The organism is Brucella gallinifaecis (assembly GCF_006476605.1).
In the GTDB taxonomy this organism is placed as follows: Bacteria; Pseudomonadota; Alphaproteobacteria; order Rhizobiales; family Rhizobiaceae; genus Brucella; species Brucella gallinifaecis.
Genome location: NZ_ML636810.1, coordinates 22,240 through 34,844, shown reverse-complemented (window position 1 = coordinate 34,844; position 12,605 = coordinate 22,240). Strand labels below are relative to the sequence as shown.

Sequence of the window (12,605 nt, the reverse complement as noted above, 5' to 3'; positions counted from 1 at the left end):
GAAAATTTTCCTGTTTGCGTAATCCGCCTTTTATGCTCCTGTCTGTATCAGATGGGAGCATAAGATGACTGATTTGCACAACTGGACACAACGCCCGAAGCCTGAACGAAAAGTGCTGGAAGGCCACTATGTCCGACTTGAGCCGCTTGATGCGCAAAAGCATGGAGATGAGCTTTTTGCCGCTTCTTCTGTCGATGATGCGGATCGGCGTTTTACGTGGTTGTTCGAGTTTCCGCCTCAAACGCGCGAAGATTTTCAGCCATGGCTTGATAAAGCCTCGACCAGCGAAGATCCATTGTTCTTTGCCGTTATAGACAAGGCCAGCGGCAAGGTTGCTGGCCGTCAGGCGCTGATGCGCATTGATCCGGTTCATGGTGCTATCGAGATTGGAAATGTCTATTGGGGACCGCTTATTTCGCGTAAACCGGCTGCGACCGAAGCGCAGTTTCTGTTCATGCAGTATGTTTTTGATGAGCTTGGTTATCGCCGCTATGAATGGAAATGCAATGATGACAATGCGCCATCCAAGCGGGCGGCGACACGTTTTGGCTTTCAGTTTGAAGGCACTTTTCGTCAGCATATGATTGCGAAAGGAAAAAACCGTGACTCTGCGTGGTTCTCGATTATCGACAGCGAGTGGCCAGCATTGAAACAGGCCTATCAGGCATGGCTTGCACGGACAAATTTTGATAGGGACGGTAAGCAGAAAAAGAAGCTTGAGGAGTTTCGCAGTCTTGGCTGAATCGAAGAAGAGCAATCCGGCAATTGCCGCGGCCATTATTCTGGTTGGATTTGGCGTGTTCGCCTATTATTTGCCGAGCATTATGATTGCGCTTGGTGAACGTTCGCATATTGCTGCGGCTATTTTTGGAATAGTGTTCGTGCTTAGTTTCTTTGGCATATTCTGGCTGCGCTCGCGCTGCCAGAACAAGAATTAAACTGCGAGTGCAGCGCTGAGTAGCAGGGCACCGGTCAGCGCAATAAACAAAGCCGCGCCCACTTCAATTGCTGCTTTCAGCCGTCCTGTCATGGCGCTGCTGCCCGCAAAGCGCAAGGCGGTGTTCTTGGCGGTTACGGCAAGGGTTGCGAGAAAGGCGACTGTCAGAAATGTGCCAAAGGCCATTGCAAAGACCGAGAGCAATCCGCCAATCATCAAACCGTTGAGAAGTGCAAAGGTCAGCACGATCAGCGCACCGGAGCAGGGGCGCAGGCCCACTGAAAATATTGCTGACCATGCGGTTTTCCAGTTAAAATCGTCACCAAGCGTTGATGGATCTGCAATATGGGCATTGCCGCAATCTGCGCATATGTCGCCTTCACCGATGAAAACATGATCTGTGGTGGCATTTGCAGGCTTGTAATTGAGCCTGACAGTGTTGCTTGTGCCGAGCGCCCGTGTGCTTTGCGAAACGCTGCCCTGCCAGGCAGGGCCATTGGCCAGGGCTGTTTGCGGGGTCGCTGTAAAAAGGGCACTTGTCGATGAAGGCTCATCGCCATCACCTCTTTTAAACAAAAGCGGCAATTTGCGTGCAAGCAGCCAGAGGCCGAAAAACAGCACTAGCCCGAAACTTGCAATCTCCATATAGCGTGCGGTTTGGTTCATCGAAATGCCGGTGCCGCGCAATAGAAACCATGCCAGTCCCACCACGAATACGGCCATGATCGCTTGCAGAAGTGATGAGATGAAAGACAGGAAAATGCCGCGTTTCAGCGCTGTTTCATTGGCGATCATATAAGATGAAATCACAGCCTTGCCATGGCCGGGACCAGCCGCATGGAAAATGCCATAGACGAAGGAAAGACCGATCAGCACAGATGCCTGCCATGGATCTTCGCGCATGGCTTTGAGCGCATTGGTCATGGCGAGATAGAAGCTGCGCTGCTGTTCATTCATCCACAGTATGATATGCGCAAAAGGTCCGGTCGGTTTCATGGCGACTTCATTGGCACCAATGCCCAATGATGATTGCGCCCACATATGTGTGGTGATCATCACAAGACTTATTGTGAGAATGAAACGGAGCATTGTTCTCATAAGGCCCCTATCCTTTTTTCTCGCAGTCTATTTCAAGACGGGTGGCAAAAATCTTCGACATGTCTGTGCCTGCCGGATCATTGAAAAAGGCATCCGTCAGGGTTCCCTGATTTTGCGCAATAGCTTCATCAGGATCAGGGCGCACGACGCTGGACTTGCAGCCGGCGGGAAGGCCTTTGACGGTCATTTCCTTGTCACTGACATAATCGATGGCCGTATAGAAAGTCGGATCATAAACGCCAAAACTGACCTTGTGTCCGGGTTCAAGCTTCAGTGGCTTTTCGGGCTTGCTGGTAAAGATAATCAGCAATTGATTGTCGATAAAATCCGCTGCCAGATCTTTGGGACGAGCCATTTTGACATCTTTGCCATCGGCAAGCACGGTCTGGAAATATTTAAACTCGGCAATGGAATCATTGATGACATGGCCAAGGTCAATCAGCTCATTCTTGTCGAGCTGCAAATCGCCGTTCTTGTCAAATTCCATCAGCACGGTCGATGAAAATACATCATCAAAGCGCCAGATATGGGCGAGATTTTGCACCGTGCCATCGGGGGCAATTGTCAGCTCCAGCCGCGCATCGGCAAAGACATGCGGATGCGCAATTGTTGCCACAGGCGTGAACACTGCGATCAGCGTTACCGCGAGGCCAACAGGTTTTTTAAGCCATGGGCATAAATCGAGCATGTATGATTCCAGAAGTTACCCCGTAAGAGATAATGGTGAAGGCGGCAAAAGTGGGACCAGCGACACAATTTGTATGAGCTGTCGTTTATATGCTGTTGCTTACAGTTTTGTGTCTTCGCGCGTTTCGTGGTCTTTAAACCATTGTGCCAGGAAATCGACAAGCGCGCGAATTTTGGCGGGCAGATATCGGCGATGCGGGTAAACTGCATAAATCCCCCCATCCTTTATGATAAATTCCTCAAGGCACGGAATAAGCCTGCCGCGCTCGATTTCCTCTTCCGCGATGAAAGCCGGAAGTGTGCAAAAGCCAAGCCCGGCAAGTGCTGCGGTCTTGGTTGCAACGGGGCTGTTTATTTCGATGGGCCCATTGACCGATATGGTCATCATCGAGCCGTCAACATTGCGGAAATGCCAGTTATTGCGTGAACGCGCATTGGTATCGATGATGCAGGGTTTGTCCGTCAGGTCTTCCGGGCGTTGTGGTTTGCCAACACGGGCAATGAGTTCCGGTGCTCCGCACAGCACTGAATGGAAGGGTGCAAGCCTTTTGGCAATGAGTGAGGAATCCTGCAGGCGCGTGATGCGAATGGCAAGATCGAAACCCTCTTCCACCATATCGACAAAGCGATCATCCAGCCGCACATCAAGAACGATTTCTGGATGTGCAAGGCAGAAATCGATCAGCGATTGTCCGATTACCGCATCGGCAAAGGTACGTGGTGCAGAAAGTTTGATGCGTCCGCGGGCATCCGAATTTGTTTCGCTGACAGCATCCTGTAATGCGTCGATCTCGCGAATGATCTCACCGGCGCGGTGATAATAGGTATGGCCTGCTTCTGTGAGTGAGAACTGACGGGTTGTGCGGTTTAACAACCGTGCCCCGAGTTCGTCTTCCAGTTCGCGTACATATTTGGAAAGCAGTGCCTTGGAACGTCCGATTTTTCGTGCCGCTGCCGAAAAACCTTCTGCTTCGACCACGTCGATGAATGCGCGCATACGTGTGAGAGTATCCATGGCTCGGCCTTGTGTCCTGATGCGATTTTACGTGGTTGAAAAGGGGCTGCCGGGAATGGGCAGGCAGCATTTGGTAAAACCCTGCTTTCTGGCAGGTGATTCGCCTGTATGCTGCAAATTTATGAACGCTTTTTGCATTTGAAACATGTTATCGCTGTTTTTCGTGGCCAATTGCTCACTTCGTAATGGGATGCCTGTGAAGCGTTTCGGACCTGTTTCATCTGGTTTGATGAGATCAATGAAGGAAAAAACTGGGACATTGTTCACGACTTGCCTGGGAAAACAGCGTTTATGGTTCAAGAAACGGAAATTATACCCATGAATTGTTTCACTAATATTGAACAATGGCAAGTATGGCGCCCGTTTGATCCGTCTGAAAAATAATTTTTCCTCGCACATATTTGTCATTGTATGGACACATGTTTGCGATTATATCGCCATTGCCCAAAGTCGCACGTGCCTGTGGGTGTCCGCCGATCCTCGAATGGTGAGGAATTCGGTACGGTACCTGGACCTAACCGCTCCAGTTGATCTGTTGGCCAACCGCCAGATCAAGGACATCTTGAAGCAACGACGGTGCGGGCCTTTCTAGTGTCTTTCGGCTGTCCAAAAGCCGAAATTGCTGAAGAGGCACACCTTCATTGCCAGAAGTGCGGACGCGGTTCTCCAACTCCAATCCAAGGCAGACAAAGCGGAGTGACGCGAGTTGAGCGTTGTTCCATCGCCGCATGAGTTTTCGCGTGACCTCAGCATCTCCAAAGGCTGGCCTCACTGCGGATACGCTTATGCATATACTTTGTCCCTTTGAATGCGGCATTTGTATAAGCCGTGCGGGAGAACGACCATGGCTACACAGCGTATTATCGACTTCCTCAACACCCGTCGTCCGGATGGTCCTTGCCTCGTCGTCGATACCGACGTCGTGCGCGAAAACTATCATAATTTTGAAAAGGCATTGCCTTATTCGCGCATTTTTTATGCTGTGAAGGCAAATCCTGCACCGGAAGTTTTACGCCTTTTGGCATCGCTTGGCTCGTGCTTTGATACGGCATCGGTTGCCGAAATTGAAATGGCACTGGAAGCGGGCGCAACACCAAACCGCATTTCTTATGGCAACACCATCAAGAAAGAGCGTGATGTCGCGCGTGCCTTCGAGCTGGGCATTCGCCTCTTTGCCGTTGATTGCGTTGAAGAGGTTGAAAAGATTGCGCGTGCCGCTCCCGGCAGTCGTGTATTCTGCCGTGTTCTGACCGATGGTGAAGGCGCTGAATGGCCGCTGTCGCGCAAGTTTGGTTGCGTACCTGCCATGGCGATTGACGTGCTGCGTCATGCAAAGTCGCTTGGTCTTGATTCCTATGGTGTGTCGTTCCACGTTGGCTCACAGCAGACAGATCTTAGCGCATGGGATCGTGCGCTTGGCGATGCTGCATCGGTTTTCCGCACGCTGGCTGACGAAGGCATCATCTTGCGTATGGTCAATATGGGTGGCGGCTTTCCAACCCGCTATCTCAAGGATGTTCCGACCGCTCAGGCTTATGGCATGTCGATTTTCGACGCGCTTTCCAAGCATTTCGGCAACCGGATTCCAGAAACCATTATTGAGCCGGGCCGCGGCATGGTTGGCAATGCAGGCGTGATCAAGACCGAAGTGGTGCTGGTGTCGCGCAAGTCGGATAATGACAATGTGCGCTGGGTCTATCTCGATATTGGCAAATTTGGCGGTCTGGCCGAAACCATGGATGAGGCGATCCGCTATCAGATTGTGACCCCGCGTGATGGTGGCGAAACCGAGCCTTGTGTTCTGGCGGGTCCAACCTGTGACAGCGCGGATGTCCTTTATGAAAAGACGCCATATCCGCTGCCGATCTCGCTGACCATTGGTGATGAGGTTCTCATCGAAGGCACCGGTGCTTACACGACCACCTATTCGGCAGTCGCGTTTAATGGCTTTGAACCGCTCCGATCATACGTCATCTGATCAATCGGGTTCTTCCCGATTGCTTCTCTCAATCTCACCGGTATCGCAAGATGCCGGTGGGGCTGTGTGGCTGCCATGCGTGGGCTGAGATGTCATGAATACAAATCTGGAAATTCAGGAAAATATTGAAACCGGCCTCTCGCCGCTTTTTGTGCCAGCTTTCTCCATTGTGGATGAAAAGGCGGAGCATAATGTTGCGCGTGAGGCTTTGCTTGATCGCGCCATGGGCGAAGGACGCCGCAGGAAATCGTCAGAAAAACTGCGTCGCGGCCGCTTAGCAGCAGAGGGTCTGGCTTTTTCAGCGATTGATCACCATGGGCAACTGGCAGGCACTGTCCGGTTGTGGAATATCCATGCTGGCCATGATGCGTCCGGCTTGCCGCTATCAGCTTTATTGCTTGGTCCACTTGCCGTTGATCCATCGGCAAGCGGGCGCGGCATCGGCTCGGCCTTGATGCAGCATGCGATTGCTCAGGCAAAACTGCGTGGCTATGGCGCCATTCTTTTGGTTGGCGACCCGGATTATTATGCCCGTTTTGGCTTTAGCGCGATCAGGACGGGTGATCTCTCCATGCCTGGTCCGTTTGAAAAACACCGTTTTCTGGCTCTTGAGTTGAAACCGGCTTATCTTGATGGTGCAAAGGGAATTTTACGCGCCAGCGGACGAAAAATATCGCGCTTATAGAATGCATCCCGAAGTATGAAACGGTTTTCGGATAAAGATGCGTGTTAAAAACGAATATTTAGAGCGCGTTTCGGTCTGATTCAATCAGATCGAAACGCGCTCTAATTCAGGCGCACCAGCCGTCCGAAATTGCGGACGGCTGTAATGAGAAGCCCCACCATAAAGCCTGCAATCAAACCTGCAATCACGATCAGTTTGCGCGACGATCCTGCCGGATCAAGCGGAGGCCGTGCCTCCGAGATCACACGAACATTGGTTGTTGTGATGCCTTCCTGTTCACTTGTTTCACGCGTGCGCAGCAGAAAAGCTTCATAGACGGAGCGCAATGTTGTTGCCTCCCGCTCCAGCTCGCGTAGTTTCACGCGATCATTATTGCTGTTGGCAAGTTGCGACTTGAGTTGCGCAAGCCTTGCGCTCAGGTCTTTCTCCTGCTGAACGGAACGGGCAACTTCTACCTGTAAAGATGCGCGGATACGGCGCAATTCCGCATCAATATCATTCAGAACTGTCTGTTTTTGTGATTGAAGCTGAATGAATTGCGGGTGTCGCGGGCCAAGCTGGGACGATGCACTATTGGCGTTCTGGCTTGCCAGCGCATATTGCGCACGCAATGCTGTGAGCGTGTTGGAACGCAGATCTTCTGGCAGGGTGCCGGCAATAACACTGCCGGTATTGGTATCATTGAGCACCTGAACCCGCGCCTGCGCCCGCATGGTTTCGGCGCGTTGATTGGTCAACTGGTCATTGAGGCGTGCCAGATCACTGTCGCTGATCAGCTTGCCATCGACATCAACCAGATCGCGTGTGGCACGAAAATCTGCTGCGGCTTTTTCTGCTGCTTCAACATTGGCCCGCATGTCTGCAAGACGTTTTGAAAGCTCTTCTGCATTGCGTCTGGCAGCATCGGATTGTACGGAATCAAGTTCTTCCTGAAAGACAGAACCAATGAGATTGGCGATTTCAGCCGATTTTTCCGGGTTGCGGGTTTTGACCGCGATTGAGTAAATGAAGGTCTTGGGATCACGCCCGATCGTGATACTGTCATAGAGATTATAGAGGACGCGGGTTTCCAGCGCCTGACCATCGCTTGTGGTTTTTGTCTCCCACAGGTTTTTAAGTTGCGCAAAAAAACCTGCAATGCCAGTCGGCACAAAGCTGCCGTTAAATTCCGGGTCTTTTGTAAGGTCGGCCTGTTTGATGACTTTGAGCAAAACACTGCTTGAATCAAGCATGCGAGCCTGGCTTTCAGCAATGGCCAGTGAAGCATCGGTTGGCAATTGCCCAGGCGTCAGCTCTGTTCCAACGGTTTTAATGTTGCGCGGGTCAACCAGAAGATCGGTTGAAGCAACATACATCTGCGGAATGGTGAGCGCATAAAGTGTAGCGATAATGCCGCCAAGCAGGGTTGTTGCAATCAGCAGCTTGCGTGCGCCGCGCACCACTTCAAATGCAGCCCGCGGATCGATCAGCGGCTTCCATTCGCTCTCAGGATCAATCTGTTGCAATGGCAGTTTTTCCTCTGCCGCACTTGCTTGCGGTGTTATAGCACGTGCAGCAGATTGCTCTGCTTTTGAGGCATTTTCGTGCTCGGCGATCTTGCGCTCAAGCTCGGCCCTGATTGATGCCATGCGCGTGCGCAGCTCAGAAACGTCGTGTTCTTCAGCAGCCGTCTTTTCATTTTGTTTACGGAAAAATTCAGTGCGCTCTTCCGGTTTGGCTGGCGGTGTCCATGGCGGGATTATCGATGGTTGCTCATCATCGCGCATGGCAAATTCTTCGCGGTCTGTCTTTGACGCGTCTGAAAATGCCAGAAGAGGCTTATCCTCTCTTCCTTTGTTGCGCTTGTCCTCACCATTCATCGTCAAAGATTTCCGTATCCCGAAATGACTTATCTGAGGCGATTATATGTTTTTGTGCAGAACAAATGGTTAATTTGCTGATCGAAATTGACTTGGTTCTTTTTAATTAAGTCTTTTCGGCTAAGTTTTGTTCTGCGGATTAGTATAGGTAACTAAATAAGCATTATGAAATATAAAGATGAGGCGTTTGGGTGATCGCGAAAGCAGTCCAGAGATTATTGGGAAGCCGGGGCTCCATGATACGGGATTTTTTCTCGCTGTTTTCCGGTTCCGCTGGAAGGCTTGTGGTCTCGCTTCTTTATTTCATTGCACTCGCCAATAGCCTGCCGACAGGGGATTTTGGTATTTTTGCGACCGCTTCGGGGACTGGCGTTGTGTTGTCGCGTCTGGTTTCGCTTGGTTTCAGTTCACCACTTTATCGCATTTCGACCGTTAAGCCCCTGCTGCTTGGCACATATACCACGGGTTATCTTGCTGCGGTCGTGCTTTCACTGCCGCTTTTCGCCCTATGCTCATGGCTGGTCTATTTTGTGTTTTTCAGTCGCGATATTCCATTCTTGCCATTTGCTGTGGTGGTGATTGCAGAAGCGCTTTTGTGGCGCTCAATCGAAATGATCATCATTGTCAATAATGGGCTGCGCCGGTTTGGAATCTCTGCATTTCTGGTGATTTTTGGCACAAGCACACGCGCGATAGCTGCCGTTTTGTTTATGTTTTTAGCCTCCACCCATGATGTTGCGCATTGGGCCTGGTGGTATCTTGCAGCCAATGCTGTCGCGCTGATTGTTGCATTGTGGTTCTATCCGAAAGTGAAATTGCGCTTTGAGTTGCGTCTTTATCTCCGGCGTGTTTCAGATTCCATTGCCGTCATGGGTGCAGAGCTGCTTTTCTATATCCAGAGCGAACTCGACAAGCTTCTGGTTTTAAGTATTGGCGGTCCAACGACTGCCGGTATTTACGCAATCATCATGCGGCTTGTGGACCTCACAGCGCTGCCGATCCGTTCTTTCAACATGCTTCTGGTTCAGAAGCTCATGCGGACCCCTGATATGCTCGCTTCCCTGCGCATCAGGGCTGGACTCGAGCTTGCCGTATTTGCAGTTTCCGTCGCGGGTCTTGGCGCGATGGTGGTTTTTCTGCATTTCTTTCCAAATGCACTGGGTGCAAGTGTTGCACCGATCGTCGGTCTTTTGCCACTGGTTCTGCTGGTTCCGGGTTTTCGCAATCTGATTGAGTATCAGACAGAGATTTTATACGCGCGCGGACAGTCAGGCTTGCGCACCATAAGCATGGTTTTGATGACAGCGGCCAAGGCTTTGTTTGTCTGGCAGCTTCTTGTCAATTATGGTGATAATAGTGACTGGATTGTCGGCTTGAATTTTGTCTTTGCAGGGATTTATCTTCTGTCGCTGGTTTTCACCTATACGAGTATGCGATTGCCTGCAAAACGGGTGTAATGCCCGGAGCATGACCACTCCGGGGGCAATTACGCGCCAATGATACGCCGGATATCTGCGACCGAGAGGCTGAGGAATGACTGCATTCCGATGGCGACCTGATGCGGCTCCATTTCAGCAATAAAAGTGCGAAATTCCTCCTCTGTGGGAGGCGGGGCGAACCATTGCATACGGCAAAGATCATGGGTGTCGTGGAAGTGTCCGGCCCCTTCCAGAACATCATCGACATAATGACCATATATGAAGCATTCGGAAAAGCGGCGGACATTGCCAATCGCTGCAACCCAATGTTGCCCTGTGTGTTCTTCGATACGCTTGCACATTTCGATGACTGAATCTCTGCGCCATGACACAAGCTGGCCGATATAGTCATTCAGAAAACTTTTACCATTCTTGACGCCAAGAAGTTTGCCGGCATTTTCAGCCCAGACCGGATGCTCGGGCCATTCGGGATTGGCAAGCGCATTGGGCCGGTAAAACAGGCGTAACTTGTCGCCATGCCATAATTTGCTGCAATCAAAGTCACGCACAAAGGCCGTATCGGAATCGGTATAGAGAAGGCCGTCTTCATCGACCTTGCTGGCAAGGGCGATGCGGCGCAATTGCTGCACATGCCAGCCGCGCAAGGGCTTTGTCTTGAGCGACAGCCAGACGCGCCGTCGGCCCAGATAGGTCGGGTCCGGGAAAGGACGCAGCCATGAAGGCAGCAGATCGCGTTCATCGATGACGATGCGGTTTGTGCTCTCTATTTTACGAAAGAGCGCAACATCTTTACTGTCGACAAGAATATAATGCTTGGTGAAACCGGTGACATATTTATCCATGGTTTCACACAGGAGCTTGCAGCGTTCAAAATCCTGATCCCAGCTTGCCGTAACAATCGCTGTCTTCAAGGTTTGCCCCCTGAAAGCTTGTTCCTGGCGACCCGCCACAGGAAGACCGGATTGCCGATGAGATAGCGTTTTGCCAGACGGCGCGGCTCTTGTGAAAGGCGGTGCAGCCACTCCATTTTGAGCGTGCGGACCCAGCCCGGTGCACGCTGCACGCGGCCAGTATGCAGATCAAACAAGGCGCCGACAGCGCTCGCAATCGTGCAATGCCCGGCTGTAATATGCTGGTCGATGAACAGCTCCTGTCGTGGAACCCCCATGGCGACAAGCAGCATATCCGGGTGGTAATCCTTTATCTGCGCAAGAATATCATTGAGCGCATCGGGCTTGAAATAACCATCCGCAATGACGCGATAATCATGCTGTGGAATCTGGGTTTTAAACAATATGGCAGTTTCTGCTGCAACGCCCGGGCCGCCGCCCAAAAGGGCTATTTTCATCGGACGCTTGATGTGCTGCATCAGACCGGGAATAAAATCGGTACCATTCAGATTGGCCGGAAATATTTCACCATAGGCAACCTTGCTGGCAATATCGACACCGATACCGTCAGGCAATATCAGGAAATTTTTCAGCGCAGCCATATAGTCCGGGTTTTCATGCGCAATATTGGCATTATTGGCATTAAGCCAACCCTGTTTCAGGAATTCGCGGTTTTCAATCCGCTTTTCAAAATAAGCAAATGAACTGTCCCAATCGAAACAGGCGACCTTGATGCCGAGAATATTTCGATATTTGAGTTTTTCGGATGAATTTTGCGTCATATTCAGTTTGCTTTTCCTGTGACATCCTGAAGCTTCTTTAAACCTTGGGCGATAGCGCTGTCCATGCCTGCAATCTGTGCCTGTTTGAAGGCTTTACCATTCAGTCGCTGGCTGTCACCCTCATTAATTGCTTTTAATTGCTCAATAATGGCCTGAGCAAATTCAGCCGGCTTGTCGGCGATGGTGCAATTGGCCGGAATATTGCCAATACCGCGCACTGAATGTGCGGTCGCCACACTTGGCAGTCCAAGTTCAAATGTTTCAATCGTTTTTAGCTGAACACCGGTACCTGCACGGCTGATCAGCGGAACGAGCCGGCATTTTTCCACAAATTCGGTCGCATCCGGTACTTTGCCGACGAAATTGACACCGGGATAGGCTGCAATGAGGTCAGCCGGTGTATTGCCGGCTATTGCTATAGAAACAGTTTCGGGCAGCAAAGGTTTTACCTCGCGCAGAAACCATTCAAGACCAATGCGATTGGGGTGCCATGTCCATGTGCCAATCAATGCAAGGTCATATTCTGCTGGCTGGGCTTTCGTTTTGGCATTGTTTACGGGCATGACCAGCGGCAGGGTTGCAAATTTTTCCGCTGACAGGCCAAGGGCAGGGCCATCATCTTCTGCGAATGTAAAGACAAAGCAGGCCTGTTCACAGAGGCGCTTTTCAAGCTTTTTGAGAATCCGTGCTTCGCGACCAAACAGGAATTTCTGAATTTTCCCTTTGGCATCGGCGGCATTTTCTTCTGCTGAACGGTGTTCGACATTATGGGCAATGAAGAGTGAGGGCTTGTCTTTGAAAACATCTTCGAATGCGCCGGGAAGAGTGACGCCATTGAGAACATAGGCATCAAAATCCCCCAGATCAGCTATCGCCTCGCGTATTTCGACAGCCGGGATCACCCGTAGCTTGGCTGAGGAAACCGTAAGCCCGCTCAGGAAGGATTTCAGCACCCAGCCCACCTTGCGCTTGAGACCTGCTCCTTCGGTTCGCACTTCGACTTCGCCAAGAACGATCGTGTCTTTGCTCTCGGCCGCCTCATGGCCCGGCCATGTAAAGCCGATAACGGTAACCTGTGCGCCCGCGCGACGCAGACCATCGATCACGGCAGCATTGGCCACTTCATAACCTGTTGCGGCCACGGCATGCGGAACAAGAGATGTCACGAAGACAAGGCGTAACGGTTGCATTCAGTTCCTGACCAATTTTAGCGTGTGTTTGTTAATAGCAGTCTC

12 protein-coding genes are annotated in these 12,605 nt (G+C 51.2%); 5 read left to right on the top strand and 7 right to left on the bottom strand.

All coding sequences use genetic code 11. The annotated features are described in order from the left end of the window. Nucleotides 1-64: 64 nt before the first annotated feature. The gene (locus tag FHY56_RS14330; protein WP_140905843.1) at nucleotides 65-742 is read left to right on the top strand and encodes a GNAT family N-acetyltransferase; all 678 of its coding nucleotides are present in this window, start codon (nucleotides 65-67) and stop codon (nucleotides 740-742) included. Further along, nucleotides 735-938, top strand: coding sequence for a hypothetical protein (locus FHY56_RS14325; protein ID WP_168927614.1), 204 nt, complete (start codon nucleotides 735-737; stop codon nucleotides 936-938). The genes FHY56_RS14330 and FHY56_RS14325 overlap by 8 nt, the downstream gene beginning before the upstream one ends. Here FHY56_RS14325 and FHY56_RS14320 read toward each other — a convergent pair. The 3 genes from FHY56_RS14320 to FHY56_RS14310 all read right to left on the bottom strand — a co-directional run bounded on the left by FHY56_RS14320 (nucleotide 935) and on the right by FHY56_RS14310 (nucleotide 3,737). Then, nucleotides 935-2,035: a nickel/cobalt transporter gene (locus tag FHY56_RS14320; RefSeq protein ID WP_140905841.1), complete on the bottom strand. Its 1,101-nt coding sequence runs from the start codon at nucleotides 2,033-2,035 to the stop codon at nucleotides 935-937. The two genes, FHY56_RS14325 and FHY56_RS14320, sit on opposite strands and share 4 nt — an antisense overlap. 7 nt (nucleotides 2,036-2,042) lie before the next feature. Then, nucleotides 2,043-2,723 carry a DUF1007 family protein gene (locus FHY56_RS14315; RefSeq protein ID WP_140905840.1) on the bottom strand — a complete coding sequence of 227 codons (681 nt, stop codon included), beginning with the start codon at nucleotides 2,721-2,723 and terminating at the stop codon, nucleotides 2,043-2,045. A 99-nt stretch (nucleotides 2,724-2,822) separates the two neighbouring features. Continuing rightward, a complete protein-coding gene (locus FHY56_RS14310; RefSeq protein WP_140905839.1) occupies nucleotides 2,823-3,737 on the bottom strand; it encodes a LysR family transcriptional regulator in 915 nt (304 codons plus the stop codon). A gap of 844 nt (nucleotides 3,738-4,581) precedes the next feature. On the opposite strand from FHY56_RS14310, the gene odc2 reads away from it, so the two are divergent. After that, the gene (odc2, locus tag FHY56_RS14305) at nucleotides 4,582-5,715 is read left to right on the top strand and encodes an ornithine/lysine decarboxylase (protein ID WP_140905838.1); all 1,134 of its coding nucleotides are present in this window, start codon (nucleotides 4,582-4,584) and stop codon (nucleotides 5,713-5,715) included. A gap of 94 nt (nucleotides 5,716-5,809) precedes the next feature. Next, entirely contained in the window at nucleotides 5,810-6,400 is a 591-nt protein-coding gene (locus tag FHY56_RS14300) for a GNAT family N-acetyltransferase (RefSeq protein ID WP_140905837.1), read from the top strand. 101 nt (nucleotides 6,401-6,501) lie between these two features. Here the strand turns inward: FHY56_RS14300 and FHY56_RS14295 are convergent, their stop codons facing one another. Continuing rightward, nucleotides 6,502-8,259, bottom strand: a complete 1,758-nt coding sequence (locus tag FHY56_RS14295) for a GumC family protein (RefSeq protein WP_140905836.1) — start codon at nucleotides 8,257-8,259, stop codon at nucleotides 6,502-6,504. Between the two features lie 236 nt (nucleotides 8,260-8,495). Between FHY56_RS14295 and FHY56_RS14290 the strand changes: the two genes are divergently transcribed. Beyond that, nucleotides 8,496-9,716: a lipopolysaccharide biosynthesis protein gene (locus tag FHY56_RS14290; RefSeq protein WP_376890549.1), complete on the top strand. Its 1,221-nt coding sequence runs from the start codon at nucleotides 8,496-8,498 to the stop codon at nucleotides 9,714-9,716. A 29-nt stretch (nucleotides 9,717-9,745) separates the two neighbouring features. Here the strand turns inward: FHY56_RS14290 and FHY56_RS14285 are convergent, their stop codons facing one another. Genes FHY56_RS14285 through FHY56_RS14275 form a run of 3 tightly spaced genes read right to left on the bottom strand, consistent with a single transcriptional unit; the run spans nucleotide 9,746 to nucleotide 12,560 of the window. Beyond that, a complete protein-coding gene (locus FHY56_RS14285) occupies nucleotides 9,746-10,609 on the bottom strand; it encodes a DUF6492 family protein (RefSeq protein WP_140905834.1) in 864 nt (287 codons plus the stop codon). Then, a complete protein-coding gene (locus FHY56_RS14280) occupies nucleotides 10,606-11,370 on the bottom strand; it encodes a WecB/TagA/CpsF family glycosyltransferase (protein ID WP_140905833.1) in 765 nt (254 codons plus the stop codon). The genes FHY56_RS14285 and FHY56_RS14280 overlap by 4 nt, the downstream gene beginning before the upstream one ends. A gap of 2 nt (nucleotides 11,371-11,372) precedes the next feature. Then, entirely contained in the window at nucleotides 11,373-12,560 is a 1,188-nt protein-coding gene (locus tag FHY56_RS14275; RefSeq protein ID WP_140905832.1) for a glycosyltransferase, read from the bottom strand. Nucleotides 12,561-12,605: the final 45 nt, after the last annotated feature.